A 16306-nucleotide genomic window follows, 5' to 3' on the forward strand; every position below is an offset into this window, starting at 1 on the left:
GGTCCGGCCTGCCTGTTTTTTTGTCTGGGGAGCAATTGACGGCAAACGGTCCGCGAAACGAAAAAGCCGCATTCCGAACAACGAATGCGGCTGGAGCTCAATCCTCGTCTTCGTCCGCGAGCACCCGCTTCGTCAGCCGGCGGGGACGCAGGAGCAGGATGTATCCCGCTCCGGCAGCGGCGGCCGCTGCAGCGGCCAGCGGCTTGCCCTGCAGCAGCAGAGGCAGGCTGCCGGCGAGCCAGAGCAGCAGCAGGATGATCAGCAGCGCGAGCCTGTCCACTTGGATAAGCGAGTGCAGCCGCTCCTTCTCCGGCAGAGGATACACATGTCGCCATACCGTGTATTGATGCCAGGAACCGAGAGAAGAAGTCTGGAGGCCGGCGATCAGCAGGAACAGCAGCTGCGCGGCGGCCGTTCCCCAGCCTCCGAGCCAGGCGGCTTCGCCAAGCCAGTAGCAGGACAGCATGCCGAGCAGCGTCAGGCGCAGCAGCATGCCCCCAAGCTCCGTGCGGGCCATGCTGAGACTGTACAAGTACGTATAGGTGCTCTGTCTGCGCAGCGGCACGAGCTTGGACAGCCAGCTCAGATAAGGACGGGAGCTGACTGCCGAGCCGAGCCCGGGCACATCCGTGAACCAGCCGAAAAACCGGTAATAGCGGATCTGCGTCCGGCCTTCCTCGCGGATCAACGTTTCCCATGGGAGGCTCTGGCGGGCTGCCGGCCTTGAAGCCGCCCACCAGAGAGCTCCGGAGAGAGCGGTGAAGGCAGCGGCCTTCCAAGGAAGGAAGGCGAGCCAGGCCGCGGCCGCCCAAGCGGTCAGGAACCAGCGCAGCAGCCGCAGCGTCCAGCGGGCAGACGGCCAGGCCGCCTGCCTTTCCCGCCAAGCAGCCAGGCTGTTGGCTGCCTTCATGATCAGAACGGCAGCAAGCGTGATCCAGAGATCGGGCTTCCAGGCGTCAGCCGATTCGGCCGCGCCAGCGAGTATCGGCCAGAACAGCAGCAGGACAATGCCTGCAAGCGCAAGCCCTCCCGGAAGATTATGGCGGAAGGATCTCCGGATGTAAGCGCCCATATGCGCTTCCCTCGGCATGAGAAAGACGAGGTCGGCAGGCTGCAGCCAAGTCCGCAAAGGGCTCCAGGAAACAACCGGCGTCAGCAGGACAGCGCCTGCGGCGATGACGGGAAAGTCGGCCGGCACCTGCTTGATGAATTCCGTATAGTAAACGGCGCTTACGATGATGACAAGAAAAAGGACGAGCGGAACGCCGCTCCGGAGCATATAGCCGACATAGGGCATGGAGTCGCGGTAAAAGGCCGAAGCCCTCTTTTTCCAGATCGCTTCAAGCGTCTCGCCCATCGGCGTCACTCTCCTCCACGATGCCGTAGAAGATGCTCTCCAGCGATTGCCCTTCGGCTCCGCGCGAGCTTCTGACCTGCGCCAGCGTCCCGAGCTCCTTGACCCGCCCTTGGTGCAGGATCATGAAGCGGTCGCAGTAAGCCTCGACCGTCGAGAGGATATGCGTGCTCATGAGGATGGCTGCCCCGCGTTCCCTCTCTTCCACAAGCCGGTCCAGCAGCGAGCGGATCCCGAGCGGATCGAGGCCGAGAAACGGCTCGTCGATGATGTACAGATCCGGCCGGGCCAGCAGAGCGTTCATGAGCATGACCTTCTGCTTCATCCCTTTCGACAGATGCGCCGCACGCGAGCCGCGCTTGGGACCCATTCGGAATTCCGCGATCAGCTTCTCCGATCTTTCCCGGAAATCCTCCTCCGGCAAGCCGTAAGCCATCGCCGTCATCCTCAGATGCTCTTCGACAGTGAGCTCTTCGAACAGCACCGGCGATTCCGGTACATAGGCGAATGCTCCACGATAGCGTTCCGGCTGCTCCTCCAGCTTGACGCCGCGGATCCGGACCTCTCCTCGCTGCGGCGTCATCAAGCCCAGAATATGCTTGACTGCCGTGCTTTTGCCGGCTCCGTTGAGGCCGATCAGCCCCATCATCTCCCCGCGCCTGACCGTAAAATCCAGATCATGCAATACCGGCCTGCGCGGACTGTATCCTCCTACAAGATGACTGACCTGCAGCACATCTTCCTCTGCGAATGCTTCTGCCACTATCGTTCCCTCCCGTGCCTGCAGAATGTGCAGGAACAGGCTTCCGCTTCATTCGCTGCGGAAGCCTGTCTGCCTGAAGGCAAGAAATCCCGGCTTGCTGCGCCGGAGCGGTTATTGATCGGGCTGATCCCGCTTGGCTTTCAGCCATTTCGGGGCCCCTTTGTTCTTGTCTGCCTTGGCTTTCCGCACCTTGGCTCCTTGCCCGGAAGATGCCGTTGCCGCAGCCTTCGGCTTGGCGATTCCCGCCGCAGGCTGCGCTTCGAGCCTGCGGTCCGCTTCTTCCGGCCGTCCGCCGGCAGAATCCGCCGCCTTGCTTCGGCTGCCCGCTGCTGATGTCCGGAATCCGGAGACATCAGCCTTGGCGGCTGGTTTTTGCCCTGCCGCGAGGCCTCGTTGTGATCTCGGCTCTTGTACGGGACGGGACTCCAGCGGGGAATGCCGCTCCTGAGCGGGACGGGACTCCAGCGGAGTACGCGGCTTCTGGCCGGAACCGGATCCCGACAGCTGATCCAGCAGCGGCGTCCGCGACGGCGTCGTGCGGGCCTTCTGCGATGGAGCCGCAGCTCCTCTCGCAGGGGACGGCCTGCGGTGGACATCCGCCGGATCGACCAGCTTGCCTTTGTACATGGCCAGCTCCGGAATGTCGACATCCAGCTTGCGCTTGTACTTGTCGATCAGATAACGCTCGCCCGGCGCTGCGATGGTGAACACCTGCCCTTCCCGGCCCATCCGGCCCGTACGGCCGGAGCGATGGACATACTGGTCCGCGTCTGCCGGAGGCTCGAGGTTGATGACGAGCGGAAGTCCGGGAATATCAAGCCCCCTCGCCGCCACATCCGTGGCAAGCAGCAGCTGGCAGCGCCCTTCGCGGAATCTCGCCAGCGTAGCGGCACGGCGCTGCTTGTTGGCATCCCCGTACAGCGTCTCGACATTGAAGCCTTCATAGGACAGCTTGGCCTCATAGTTGGCGATCTGGTCCGTATCGTTGATGAACAACAGCGCCGAGGCGGGGTTGAGCAGGCGGATGAGCTTGCGTGCCGTATCCAGGCGGTCGCGCCATTCGCAGCCGATGAACGCATGCTCGATCGTGCCGGATACGCGCTGGGCAGGCTCGATGTCGACGCGCTCCGGATTTTTCATCCAACGTTTCTCCAGCGTCTTCAGAACTTGCGGATAGGTGGCGGAGAAGAAAGCGACTTGCTTGTCTTTGGGTGCCGCCCACAAAATGGTCTCCACTTCGCTCGTCGAACCGAGCCCGAAAACCTGGTCCGCCTCGTCGACGATGATCGTCCGGGTTTCGGACATCTTGAGCTTTCTCAGCTTCAGCAGCTCGTGGATGCGCCCAGGCGTTCCGATGACAAGCTGCGGATTCAGCTTCAGCTTCTCGATCTGCCTTTTGACCGCGGCTCCCCCGATCAGCTGCTGCACACGGACTCCATAGGCCTCGCCGTACAGCTCCGCCACACGCACGATCTGCATCGCAAGCTCCTGGGTAGGGGAAAGGATGACGGCCTGCACCGACTTGCTCGTCGAATCGATCCGCTGCAGCAGCGGCAGCATGTAGGCGAGAGTTTTGCCCGTTCCCGTCTGCGATCCAGCTGACACATCCCTGCCTTCCAGCAGGAGAGGAATGGCCTGCGCCTGTATAGGGGTAGGCTCCCCGATGCCGTTCTCCGCCAGCTTGCATGCTGCGGCTTCTTCAATTCCAAGCTGCTTCCAAGTATCTAATGACATCTTGTCTAGTTCTCCTTGTTCGCTCCGCCTCCCCTTGCTCGGGCGAAGGCGGATTCTTTATTTCTTGTTCAGCATCGGTCCGGCGATACGGTCAGCCAGTCTTGGGAACAACCGGTACAGCCTCGCTCCGGCGGCAGCAATCCAAGGCAGATCAAGCTCTGCACGAGGCTTTTCGACCAGATGCACGATGCGATCCGCAACCTTCTCCGGCTTCAGCATGAGCCAGCCTACGTTCTTGACGTAGGAACCGTCAGGATCGGCCTGATCGAAGAAAGGCGTATCGATGGGACCCGGATTGACGGCGGATACGGCAATGCCTTGACCTCTTACCTCCTGCCGCAAAGCATCCGTCAAGCCGACGACCGCGTGCTTGCTGGCCGAATAACCGCTTGATTTCGGCGTAGCGAGCTTGCCGGCCAGCGAAGCGATATTGATGATATGTCCGCTTCGATTGTCCAGCATGGAGGGCAGAACGGCCTTGGTGCATCTCACGATGCCCATATAATTCGTATCCATCATGGATTCAAATTCCTGAACGGAACTGTCGGCAAAAGTCTTGAAAAGACCGAAGCCGGCATTGTTGATCAGCACGTCGATTCGTCCGAACTCTCTGAGCACGCTCTCCATCGCGGCCTGGACCGCCTCGTTGTCCGTCACGTCAAGCCGCCTGCTCCCGCATCGGCCCGCAATGGATGCAGCCGCCACAGCAAGCCTTTGTTCGTTGCGACCGCAAAGCACCGGAATGGCGCCTTTGTCGGCAAGCCTGCGGGCGATCAGCTCCCCGATGCCGCTGGTCGCTCCTGTAACCACGATTACTTTGTCGCGAATCATTGTTATCACCTGCTACAAGTGTACTTTATAAGCGATATGATAGCAAAGCTGGCCGGCATGCTCCCCATCTCGAAGAAGGCATCAGGCCGCTCGGGAAAGCCAGCCTCATCCCTCCCCGCCGAAGCCATAAAAAAAAGCTCCCTGGGGAGCTTAGCTTCATTTCGTCATGGAAAAATGCTGTTGCTGCACTGCCGGCCTTAATTCCTCTGTCCGTGCCGGCATCCAAAAAAAGACGCCATAACCGGCAGGCTTATGTTACGATGCAAGTAATACCTGGATGTCCATTTGGCCGATTCCTTCCAGCATCAGAGGCACGGACAGCGCCTGGCGCGTTTCCAGGAAATCAAGCTCCGCTCCCTGCAGCAGCGCCGGAGGCGTAATATCTACATGCACTCCCTGGCTGGACAGCCTCGTGCTGGCATTGCCGCTGATCATATTGCTCAGTTCCGATATGGCGCTGCGGCCGATCTCGTCCAGCGCGTCGACCTGGAATCCGCCCATCATCGCCGAAACGATATTCAAGGCATCCACCTCGCTCATGCCGAACATGATATCTCCGCTCACTTGACCGATCAATTGAATTCTAATCCATATAAAATCGTTGGCGCCGCTCAGCACCTTCAGGCCAATTGGTCCAGGCATGGGTTTGATCTGGACGACCTGTTCCAATACCATGACTGCGGACTCCAGGAACGGATTGATAAATTCAGCTCTCATCGGCACTTATGCTCCTTTTAGACCAAGTTTCACGTCAACCTTATATTGGTAGCAATTATACTAAAATAACTAGTGCAAGTATACCAATATAACCATTAACGCTACTAAAGACCTATAAGGTCAAGGTGAGCATGGTTCTAATTTTGGAGAGGGGGAGGATCGCTCATGCCTGGTATATGGACCCATATCCGATTCGGCCGGCTGGTGCTCGAGCACTCCGGGGAGCGGCGCCTGCTGTCTTCGCCGGAGCTGGAAAGATGCTTCCTCCTGGGGTGCCTGGGCCCGGATTTTCTTTATTGCCATCGGCTGGTGCCATGGCCGAAACGATCTCTCATGAACGTGCTGGCCGACCGGCTTCATCGGCAGGATCCCCTGCCCGTGCTGCTGGATCTGCTCGACGGAGTCTCCGGACGTCATCTCGATGATTCGGAGTCTGACGAAGCTGTCGTCTACACGCTCGGTTTCATCATCCATCTGCTGCTTGATGCCGGCATGGAGCTGGACGGCAGCGTCTCTCCTGACGGGGATATTGCCATCAGCCGCAGCATGAACCTTGACCAGGCACTGGCTATGCATGCACGCCTAGAGGCCGATATCAGGCCCGACGCATGGATGCTTCAGGCCGCCGCCGATCCTCTGCCGGAAACCGTGATCGAAAATTATGAATGCATGATCGCCGTCCATTATGCGGATCTTGCTCCTTACGTCAAAAAGGAAGACTGGAACAAGAGCATGCGCGGCATGCTGGCTGTCTTGAGGCATGTGCAGGATCCCCGGGGTCTCAAAAGCATGATCGCCTCGCGCTTCATCGCCCCGGAAGCCTATTCGCGAGTCCGGAGAGAAGGGCTGGACTCCTTGCATTCAGTCGGTTCATCGACTCTGCATTCCGTCGTAGAGCCGGAACATGCATGGGAAGCTTATCATGACCTTGTGGATCCAGCCGCAAGCCTGCTTGCAATCATCGTCCGCTGGCTGAAAGCTTCCGTCATCCGCAACGAGGCGGCACTGTCCCTTGCGGCCAAACAATCGGCCGCCGCCGCGGAGGATTTCGGCCGGCACGAGGCAGAGCTGCGCGCCGCGCTCGTGCGCCGCATGGAGGAATGGTTCCGGGACCCGCCTGGCCCTCGATGAATCGGCCCTTGTCGGCTACTGGCCTCCTTTTCTTGCCTTGCAAGAATCCGCCCGGTTTCATGTGCTCGTGCTACATCGCTTCGAGGCTGCTGCTTCCGCCGGCGGCGCTGCGGCGAAACCGCATCCGTACCAGGCGAAGCCGGTCATAGATCAGGTCGACCTTGGCAGAGGGTGCAGGCTCCGTGCCGTAAACCCTTTGAAGGATCGGCTTCAGATACTTGTCCCCTTCCTCCTTCAACGCCTCCCAAATGCGCTGCTGCTCCTCCTGCGATATTCCTTCCAGCTCCTTGGCGATCAAGGGCTCCAAATCATAGCCTTCCTGCTCCAGCTGCTCGATCCTTTCCATGAGCTCCCTTCTCTGCAGGCCGGTATCCGCCAGCAGCTGCTCCAATGTCCGTTCCTGATTGATCCCTTCCAGAATGAGGCGGCTGCACTGCTGCCTGTCCATCTTGTTCTTGAATTTGGTCTCCTTCTGCTTGTAGAGCCACTGGATATAGGCTTTGGGCTCAAGAGCCTCGCTCACCCAGCTTAGAGGGAACGCCCTTGCTTGAGTGCGCGCTCCCGTAAGCTCCAGCACCTCCTTTCCATATTCGCGGCTTTTGCCCGGTCCCCACCCCGGAATCTGGGCAAGCTCTTCGAGGGTATGCGGGACATAGGAGCTGATCATGAGCAAGGTGCGGTTCGTCGCCACCAGATAGGCCGATTTCTTCTCGGAGGAAGCCTTGATCCGCCTCCAGTCTCGAAGCGCCTCGAACAGCTCGTGATCCGCATGAAGCTCTCCGTAGCATTGCTGCATGGAAATGATCCCTCCCTTGCCGGCCGGCCGCTCGTCCAGCATGCCGTCGATGAGCGGCGTGAATCCTTCGCCCATCCGTACCGCGACCCCATGCCGGAAAGCGGTGATCATCTCCTCCCAGGAGCTTCCCTCATACCATATGGAAGAGGGCTCCGCATTGCCGTGCCGGGCTCCGTTCCATACGACGGACCATGTTCCCTGCTGCTCGCAGATGGACAGCTGGGCGTTGTCGATTCTCCCGTCACCAAGCGGTTTCTCGAATGAATTCAAAAAGACGATCTGCATTTTTCGCGCACCTCCGATTGTGGTCCAGATCAAGACGATTATCAGGCTGGAAACGCAAAAAGCACCTCTCCCGCCTGCAAATGCAGGCAAGAGAGGTGCTTCCTCCCGGTCGTTCGGTTCTTGTTCTGGTAAATTCATCCTATCATACGGCTCGGCACATATGCAATGCCTTATTTATCCTCCTTGCAAGCGGCAGCCGCATAACATCCATGCTATACTGGATCGGACCCGTCTTACATCGGATGAGAAGGAGGTACGGATCCACTTGCTGCTGAAAGATTATGATTTCATGTCCGATTCGACCGAGCAGACCTCGACTCGTTTCGTCACCTTCATCACGCCGGGCCTCAAGCGCTTCGATCTGGCCGTCACGACGACCAACCGCTTCTACGGCAAAAAGCTCGTCACCGATCTGCAGAGCGGCAAGACAGCCATCATCGGCCAGGATGACCTGGAGGAGGAAGGCTACCTGGAGCATACGTTCAAGCTGGACGAGGAAGAAGCGTCCGAACTTGGCGGCTTCCTGTCGCTTGTCGTCGGCGAAGTGAATTTCACCGACTGATTGGGAAAAGCTAGTACAGCTGCCTTCACGCAGGGGAGCATGACCCCCCGGCAGCAGAGAGGGGCTGTACGAAGGATGGACAACGACATTCGGCGCGGCGACACCGACTTCGCGACAGAAGAATCGCGTCAGGAGAAATACACCGATCTGTCCACGGTCGAGTCGCAGCGCAACGATCTTACGTTCGAGGAATTTCCGGAAGGCCCTTACGGAGCTGTCCTCCATGAAGAGGAGCCGGTTAAAAGCACCCCTTGGCGGCCGGAGCAGAGGCAGCCGAACCGTTTCGGCTATGAGAATCACGCCTTGCACGGCAGCAAGGAACGTGAATATCCCGGCGACGACCGCAGCGGAGCCGACAGCCGGGCTGTCCAAGAGGACAAGTAGCCGTTAGCCGAACTTATTGATGAAGGTCGGTGATCCTCGCCTGTCTGCATGTTCCATATCCGCTCGATCTTTCTCCGCTAGGCGAAGCCTTGCAGGCGGCTGCCGGAAGACTGTGGAAGCTTGGAAGCATCCTCCGAATCGCAGCGCGGCTTCGGTGATAGAGCGCGCAAGAAGCCGCCCTCCCTGTTCAAGGAAGGCGGCTTCTTTTTTTCGTGACTTCTTGCTTTCCTTGATCAGATCAAGCGTACTCCATGCAACAGCAGTGCCCGCAAGCTTCCGCTTGTTCGCGCGCCTAGACTACCCAGCCGAGCAAAGTCAGCAGAATGCCCACCAGGAAACCGCAGACCGCCCCGTTTACCCGAATCCACTGCAAGTCGCTTCCCACCTTGGATTCCAGAAGCTCGACCAGAGCCTTGTTGTCCAAGCTGTTCAGGTTTTCGCGGACAAGCAATCCGAGCCGGTAATGGTTGGCCTCGATCGTGCTCACCAGGACGGCCGACAAGCGCTCCTCCCAGTTGCGGACCAGTTCCTCCTCGCGTTTCAGCCGCTCGTTGGCTGCATGGGCGATGCGGACGAGGCTTCGTCCGCCTTCTTCCTTGTCCCTTTGCAGCCATTGCAGCACGAAAGCCTTCAGCTCGGACAGGCGGGCGACAAAAAACGCCTCCGCTTCTTCCGAATCGACCTTGCCCTCGAGCCAGCCCTTGACTGCGGCGAGCTTCTCTTCATCCTCGGCAATTCCGATCACTCGCGAGCGGAATTCCAGCAGCAGGTTGTCGCGCTGCCTGCTTCCCGGGGTGCCGAGATCCTTAATGCCGGACAGCAGCATGTGCTGAAGCATCGCACCCATTTTCTCCTCGTTCATGAAGCCGGCGAACGCTTGGACGGCAAAGCCCATGAAACCGCCCACCTGCAGCTCCTGCAGCTTCTTCTGAGCGATCTCCCCCAGCATTTTGCCGGTAGACGGCTTGGCTACCCAGTCGACGGCCTGATCGAGCGCATAGTCCAGCGCCTTCTCGTCGAGACCGTCGCGGATGATCGCCGATGCCGCTCCTTCCACCGCCGGGCGAAGGTCCACGCCTCTCGCATAACCGGCGAGCCCGCTGCGCACAGACGCTGACAGCCGTTCAAGCGGCAGCCGCTCCACAACCGCCATCGCGGCGCCGATCACCGCTTCCCGGTTGGACCGCTTGGCCAGCTGCTTCACGATGAACCGGCCCGCTCCCCCGATGAGATTGAGCCGGCGAAGCCGCGCGCTGATGCTTTCCTTGTTGAGCAGCTCGTTTTCCAGCGCCGACACGAGAGCGTTGACCATTTTGTCCTTGTTGCGGATGATGAGGTTCGTATGCGGAATCCGCAGCCCGAGAGGATGTCGGAACAGCGCCGTCACTGCGAACCAGTCCGCTATTCCCCCGACAAGCCCCGCTTCAAAGCCGCCTTGAAGCAGCGACAGCGCGTTGTGCTGCTCGCTGGTGAAGATCGTCGTCAATATAAAGCCACCCGCCATGACGGCGAGGGACGTGCCGGCGGCATACTTCGTTTTCATGCCTGTTCCTCCGATCGACAATAAACGTTCTCCTTGATTATAAACAATTCGGGCTGTAATCAAAATCTTGCCTATTTCAGGGCAAAAGAAAAGGCCGCCTGGCGGCAGCCTCTTCATTTCAGGTTACTCGTTGCTTTCTCGGCCTTTTCCGATCGCGATCCAGTTGATGCTGCCGGCCGGCACCGGACCTATGCGGGTACGGACGATCGTAAGGACGGCGCGTTCCCTCTCCTTGGCCTTGATTGCCGCATAGCAATACGGATGGTCCGTATTCGCGGTAAGGGCATAGGAGGCATCCTCGAACGGCTCGCTGAAGGCCACTTCCAGTTCAAGCTGATCGTCCCGGTCGTCGAAAGCGAATGCCGTCAGCCCGAACTGCTGGTTGAGATTGCTGCTTTTACGTGATTGAACCGGCTCCGGAATCGGTACAGCCGGATGCGTCAGCTGATGGAGGACTTCCGCGGCAAGATGCGCGAGCGTCACGCTGCCTTCAGCCAGCTGCCCGCTTCCTATGCTCGACGGCGCGATATGATTGCTTGTCACGCTGCTTGCGGCCAATTGCTCGCCGCCTATGCTCGACGGCGCGATATGCTCTGACGTCACGCTGCTTGCGGCCAATTGCTCGCCGCCTACGCTCGACGGCGCGATATGCTCGCCGCTTACGCTGCAGGCGGCCAAATGCAAGCTGGTCACGCTCTCCTCAGCCAATTGGACGGAATTCACGCTGCCAGGCGCCAATTGACGGCCGGTTATGCTTTGCTCCTGGACTAAACTTCCATTTATGCTCGAGAAGGCAAAATGCTTGCTGGTCACACTCCCTGCCGCCAAGTGCTCGCCGCCCACACTTCCTGACGCCAAATGCTCGCTTCCTACGCTCGACGGCAAAATATGATCTCCACTCACGCTGCCGGCAGCCAAATGCGCGCTGGTCACGCTCTCTTCCGCAAGCTGGACCGAGTTCACGCTGCTCGGAGCCAAGTGGCGGCCGGTAACGCTTTGTTCCAAGAGCATGCTGCCCGTTATGCTCGACGCCGCGATATGCTCCGACTTCACGCTTCCAGTGGCCAGCTGCCCGCTCCCCACGCTCGCCGGCGCGATATGCTCCGACGTCACGCTTCCAGTGGCCAGCTGCCCGCTCCCCACGCTCGCAGGCGCGATATGCTCGGACGTCACGCTTCCAGTGGCCAGCTGCCCGCTTCCCACGCTCGCCGCCGCGATATGCTCCGACGTCACGCTTCCAGTGGCCAGCTGCCCGCTCCCCACGCTCGACGCCGCGATATGGTCCGACGTCACGCTGCCTGCTGCCAGCTGCCCGCTTCCCACGCTCGACGCCGCGATATGCTCCGACGTCACGCTTCCAGTGGCCAGCTGCACGCTCCCCACGCTCGACGCTGCGATATGCTCCGACGTCACGCTGCCTGCTGCCAGTTGCCCGCTTCCCACGCTCGACGCCGCGATATGCTCGGACGTCACGCTTCCAGTGGCCAGCTGCCCGCTCCCCACGCTCGCAGGCGCGATATGCTCCGACGTCACGCTGCCTGCGGCCAGCTGCTGACTTCCCACACTGGTCGGCGCGATATGCTCCGACGTCACGCTACCAGTGGCCAGTTGGCCGCTTCCCACGCTCGCCGGCGCGATATGCTCCGACGTCACGCTACCAGTGGCCAGTTGGCCGCTTCCCACGCTCGCCGCCGCGATATGCTCCGACGTCACGCTTCCAGTGGCCAGCTGCCCGCTCCCCACGCTCGCCGCCGCGATATGCTCCGACGTCACGCTTCCAGTGGCCAGTTGCCCGCTCCCCACGCTCGCCGCCGCGATATGCTCGCCTTTCACGCTCTCTGCGGCCAGCTGCTCGCTGCCGACACTGCCGGCTGCCAAGTGCGGGCTCTTCACGCTTTCCTGCGCCAGCTGAACCGAGCTCACGCTGCCCGGCAGCAAATGGCGGCCGGCGACGCTTTGATGTGCAAGCTGGCTGCCTGTAATGCTGAGTGGCGCGATATGCTCGCTTCCAATGCTTGACGGCGCGATATGCTCTCCTGCCACGCTGCCGGCAGCAAGCTGCCCGCTTCCGACGCTTGACAGCGCGATATGCTCGCTGCTTACGCTCCCGGAAGCCAAATGCAAGCCGGTCACGCTGTCTTCCGCCAGCTGCAGCGAATCAACGCTGCCCGGCGCCAAGTTGATGCCGGTGATGCTTTGCCGCGCAATCAGGTTCCCCGTAATGCTCTCCTGGACCACATGCTCGCCGTCTACGCTGGCTCGGGCGATATGCCTGCTCTCCACGCTGCCCGCGACCAAATGCCTGCTCCCGACGGCCGAAGCCGCGATATGCCCGCCATTCACGCTGCCTGCTGCCAACTGCCCGCTGCCTACGCTTGAAGGCGCGATATGCTCGCTTCCCACGCTGTCTGCGGCCAGCTGGCCGCTGCCGATGCTCGAAGGCGCGATATGCCCGCTTCCCACGCTGCCGATGGCCAGATGGCCGCTGCCGATGCTCGAAGGCGCGATATGCTCGCCGCCGACGCTGCTTGCCGCCAAATGCGCGGAGCCGATGGAACGGGCTCGAACATGCCGGGCTTCCACGCTGCCTTCATGCAGCTGCTCCGCTCCGATCGCTCCCGCCGAAATATGGTAGCCGAGCATCGAAGCCGGCTTGAAATGTTTGCCCGCCAGCGTCTCCAGCCCGACATGGAAGCCGCTCACGGCGCCGCCTTCGATATGTTCGGACTGAATTGCGCCCTCCTTCACATGAGAAGCATCGATGCTTGCCGGAGCGATCTGCTCCTCTCCTACCGAATGTCGGGCAAGATGCTCCTGTCTGACGCTGCTCGGCTCCAAATGCTCGGAGGCGACAGCGCCAGGGGAGATATGGGCCGACTCGACCGCCAGCTCCCTGAGTTCCCTGGAGCTGACAGCTCCTGCCTGAAGCTGCTCCTGCCCTACCGTTCCTGCAGCCAGATGCTCCTGACGGATGGATTCCGGCGCCAGATGGATAGAACGGATGAGCTGCGGCGTCAAGTGCAGCCCAAGGATGCTTTCCTGAGCGATGTGGACGCTCTGCACCGCTTCCGGGGCGATCGCTGCGGCGTTGATGCTGTTCGCTTCCAAATGCCTTTCCTTCACGGCCTGGTCGGCCAGGGCATCCGAATCGATAAGGCCGCCTGCGAGATGAATGGATGTTACCGCCCCGGCACGAAGCTGCGAGCTGCCGACGGATGCATCCTGGATATGATCGGCTCCGACGGAGGATGTCTTCAAATGGCTGCTTCCAACGGAGCTGTCGGCCAGCTTCGACTCGGTCACGCTTCCCGGCGCGAGTTTGGATTCGGTTACGGAAAACTCCGTCAGCTTGTCGGATGTTACCGACTCCGGAGACAGCTTGAGCGAGTTCACCATATAATCGGCCAAATGCCTTGCGGTCACGGCTCCTTCGGCCAGCGCCCGGCCGCTCACCGAGCTGTCGGCCAGCTTCTCCTGGCTCACGGAGCCGTCCGCAAGGGACGCTGTCCGGATCGAGCCTTCGGCAATGTGCCTGGCGTCGATGCTTCGGTCCGCCAGATGTCTTCCCGCGATCTGGGCTTCGCCAACCGCCTCCGACGTCACCGCGGACGGCCCGATCTGGCGGGCGCGGACGGAACCGGGCGCAAGATGGCTGAATCCGATGCTGTCGTCGGCGACATGGCGGCTTCGCACGCTTTCGGCTGTCAGATGCTCCGGTCCGACGGAATCCTCGGCCAGCTTGGACCGGATGACGGAAGCATTCCCGAGCTGCTTCGCCGTCACGGAGTCGTCCTTCAGATGCCCGGTTCCGACGCTGTTTCCGGCGATCTTCTCTTCCGTCACCGCATCGTCAGCCAGATGCTCTCCGAGGATCGAGCCGTCTTTCACATGGAAAGAAGCGATTGATTCAGCGGTCAGATGGCGTTCCGACACGCTTCCGGAAGCCAGCTTGGAGCCGTCCACCGCATCGGATGCCAGATGCTTCCTGGATACCGCCTGATCCGCGATCTTGGACTTGCTTACGCTTTGGTCAGCCAGTTTGGACGACGTGACGGCATGATCGGCAAGCTTGATCGTCGTGACCGAGTCCGGCTGCAAGTTCACGGAGCCGACGCCAGCATCCGCCAAATGGACGGACGACACCGCTCCCGGCGAGATATGGTCTCCGGCAACGGCGAAGGGCTGGATATGCTCGGGACCGACCGCATTCGGCTCCAGCGCGTCGGAGCCGACCGCTTGATCCGCCAATTCCCTGGAACCGACGGCTCCCGCAGCCAGATGCCTTCCTTCCAGGGATGCATCGGCGACATGAGTACCCTCCACGCTCTGTGGAGCCAGATGGCTGCCCCCGATGGAAGAAGGGGCTACATGGGAGGCGTTTACCGCTTCCTCTGCCAGCTTGGATGAAGTAACCGCGCCGTCTCGAAGCTTCGATTCCGTGACGGATTCGGCCGCAAGCTTGGCGTTGTCCACGGCTTCATTCGCCAGCGCAGGCGTATCGACGGACTCCACGGCAAAATGGATCGATTGGATCGATGATTCCGCCAGCAGCTCTCCGGAGAAGGCTCCCGCCTTTAAATGCCGCGCCTCCAGGCTTCCTTCGGCGATCTTGTCGCCGACGATGGAGCGGTTCGCCAGCTTGTCGGAACCGATGCTGCCGGAGCGGAGCTTGGCTCCCGAGATGCCTCCGTCCGCTATGATCGCTCCGGAGACGGCTCCATCAGCCAGATGCTCGCGCAGCACCGTTTTATTGGCGATTTTGTCCGATGTGACGGCTCCGTCCCGGAGCTTGGCGTTGTCTACGGCGGCATCCGCGATAGCCTCCGAGCTTACCGATCCCCGCTGCAGCTTGCTGCGGGACACCGACGCCGGCGCCAGCTTGGCTTCGTTCACGGAACCGTCGGCCAAATCGGAGGCATAGACGATCGGGGCTGAGCTTCCGCTTCTCCGCCGCTCGGCCAGCCGCTGGTCCGCAGGGGCGGCCGTTTCCTCGCTGGTGGCAGGAGCAGGAGCTGCTTCCTTCGACTGTGCCCGAGCCTCCGGCTGTTCCGTCTCCTCCGAGTCACCGGGCTTGCGCACGCTCTCCGATTGTTCGGCCTTCTCCGGGATCACCGGCATGGCTGCCTTCCCCGACAGCTCGCTCTTCTCCGGCAGATCCGTCTCCGACTTCTCCAGCCCATTCGAGTGAAGAGGCTCTGTATTCAGATCCTTTTCTTCCTGAATGAGCGCGCTATGCCCGCTGGCCTGCGCCGTTTTCCCGCCCTTGCCTTCCTCCCCCTCATTGAGCCAGTTGATTTCCGATATCGAGGAATCTTCAACGAAGAACACTTTTCTGGCCTTCGGCCTTTTCCCTTTTCTGCTGTTCGCCATAACCTCTGTCCACTCCTTGTTGCCCGGCTTCATTATCGCTACTATATGCAGAATGCTTGGGCTTTTGACTCCATATGGGACAGCTGTTCGCAAAAAAAAGGCAGGCTGCGGCAATTATCCGGCTCTTCCCCGAGCATTGCGGCTCCTCATGAAAAGGAGGATCAGCATGCCTTTATGCGGATGGCTGCAGGGGAATCGAGTCCATTTCCCATCTGATCCAACCGGCGGAGCCAGCTTATCGCGGTTAGCCCTGCAATAAAGGACAAAAAAAGGAATCCGGGGTTTCCCGAATTCCTTTTTGGACTCCGCGCTGCCGCAATCCAGCCGCCGCTCGGAGTGTTCATTTCGCATCTGGAATCAAGCTAAGCCTTGTCCAGCGACAGCTCGTACGTCAAAAAAACCGTGTCGAGCTCATACCCTGCCTGTTCGTAAAGAGACCTTGCCGCCGCATTGCTTGCAGCGGTCGAGAGCTGGACCGACTTGGCCTCTCCCGCGGCTGCGTAGTCTCTGGCCGCCTGCAGCAGCAGCTTGGCCGCCCCTCGCCCGCGCCATTCGGCACGCACGTACAAGTCGTTCAGAATCCATGCTCTCCTCATGGATACCGAAGAAAACACCGGATACAGCTGAGCGAACCCGATCGGAGCGCCTTCTGCCGCTGCGGCGAACAGGACCGATTCTCCCCGGACGAGCCTTTCCTGCAGGAACAGGCGCGCGCCTTCCTCATCGGAAGACTGGCCGTAAAAGATCCGGTACTGGTCGAACAACGGAGCGATGGCGTCGGCCTCGGCTGCATCGCATCGGCTGACAATAATGGAATACATTTTCCTATTCATCTT

12 protein-coding genes are annotated in these 16306 nt (G+C 60.4%); 3 read left to right on the forward strand and 9 right to left on the reverse strand.

From position 1 onward, the window contains the following. Nucleotides 1-97: 97 nt before the first annotated feature. The 5 genes from ACLBWT_RS06415 to ACLBWT_RS06435 form a co-directional block, all read right to left on the reverse strand. Nucleotides 98-1357 (reverse strand): ABC transporter permease, encoded by a 1260-nt coding sequence (locus ACLBWT_RS06415; RefSeq protein ID WP_447662196.1) that lies wholly within the window; start codon nucleotides 1355-1357, stop codon nucleotides 98-100. After that, complete coding sequence (locus tag ACLBWT_RS06420; protein WP_447662197.1) at nucleotides 1341-2117, reverse strand: ABC transporter ATP-binding protein; 777 nt, start codon at nucleotides 2115-2117, stop codon at nucleotides 1341-1343. The genes ACLBWT_RS06415 and ACLBWT_RS06420 overlap by 17 nt, the downstream gene beginning before the upstream one ends. A 111-nt stretch (nucleotides 2118-2228) precedes the next feature. Then, a complete protein-coding gene (locus ACLBWT_RS06425; protein WP_447662198.1) occupies nucleotides 2229-3851 on the reverse strand; it encodes a DEAD/DEAH box helicase in 1623 nt (540 codons plus the stop codon). A gap of 57 nt (nucleotides 3852-3908) precedes the next feature. Continuing rightward, nucleotides 3909-4682: an SDR family NAD(P)-dependent oxidoreductase gene (locus ACLBWT_RS06430; protein ID WP_447662199.1), complete on the reverse strand. Its 774-nt coding sequence runs from the start codon at nucleotides 4680-4682 to the stop codon at nucleotides 3909-3911. A gap of 255 nt (nucleotides 4683-4937) precedes the next feature. Beyond that, a complete protein-coding gene (locus ACLBWT_RS06435) occupies nucleotides 4938-5399 on the reverse strand; it encodes a chemotaxis protein CheX (protein ID WP_447662200.1) in 462 nt (153 codons plus the stop codon). Between the two features lie 165 nt (nucleotides 5400-5564). Here ACLBWT_RS06435 and ACLBWT_RS06440 point away from each other — a divergent pair, with 165 nt between their 5' ends. After that, nucleotides 5565-6530, forward strand: coding sequence for a hypothetical protein (locus ACLBWT_RS06440; RefSeq protein ID WP_447662201.1), 966 nt, complete (start codon nucleotides 5565-5567; stop codon nucleotides 6528-6530). Nucleotides 6531-6600: 70 nt separating this feature from the next. On the opposite strand, the gene ACLBWT_RS06445 is transcribed toward ACLBWT_RS06440, so the two are convergent. Further along, nucleotides 6601-7611, reverse strand: coding sequence for an HRDC domain-containing protein (locus tag ACLBWT_RS06445; RefSeq protein WP_447662202.1), 1011 nt, complete (start codon nucleotides 7609-7611; stop codon nucleotides 6601-6603). Between the two features lie 289 nt (nucleotides 7612-7900). On the opposite strand from ACLBWT_RS06445, the gene ACLBWT_RS06450 reads away from it, so the two are divergent. Continuing rightward, nucleotides 7901-8173, forward strand: a complete 273-nt coding sequence (locus tag ACLBWT_RS06450) for a DUF3055 domain-containing protein (protein WP_174806355.1) — start codon at nucleotides 7901-7903, stop codon at nucleotides 8171-8173. Between the two features lie 75 nt (nucleotides 8174-8248). Then, nucleotides 8249-8557 (forward strand): hypothetical protein, encoded by a 309-nt coding sequence (locus ACLBWT_RS06455; protein WP_447662203.1) that lies wholly within the window; start codon nucleotides 8249-8251, stop codon nucleotides 8555-8557. Between the two features lie 292 nt (nucleotides 8558-8849). Here ACLBWT_RS06455 and ACLBWT_RS06460 read toward each other — a convergent pair whose 3' ends face one another. From ACLBWT_RS06460 to ACLBWT_RS06470, 3 genes are all read right to left on the reverse strand, one after another. Further along, a complete protein-coding gene (locus ACLBWT_RS06460; RefSeq protein WP_447662204.1) occupies nucleotides 8850-10100 on the reverse strand; it encodes a DUF445 domain-containing protein in 1251 nt (416 codons plus the stop codon). Between the two features lie 123 nt (nucleotides 10101-10223). Further along, nucleotides 10224-15470 carry a WIAG-tail domain gene (locus ACLBWT_RS06465; protein WP_447662205.1) on the reverse strand — a complete coding sequence of 1749 codons (5247 nt, stop codon included), beginning with the start codon at nucleotides 15468-15470 and terminating at the stop codon, nucleotides 10224-10226. A 362-nt stretch (nucleotides 15471-15832) separates the two neighbouring features. Next, a complete protein-coding gene (locus tag ACLBWT_RS06470; RefSeq protein WP_447662206.1) occupies nucleotides 15833-16303 on the reverse strand; it encodes an N-acetyltransferase family protein in 471 nt (156 codons plus the stop codon). Nucleotides 16304-16306 lie beyond the last annotated feature (3 nt).

It is taken from the genome of Paenibacillus sp. D51F, from assembly GCF_053345695.1.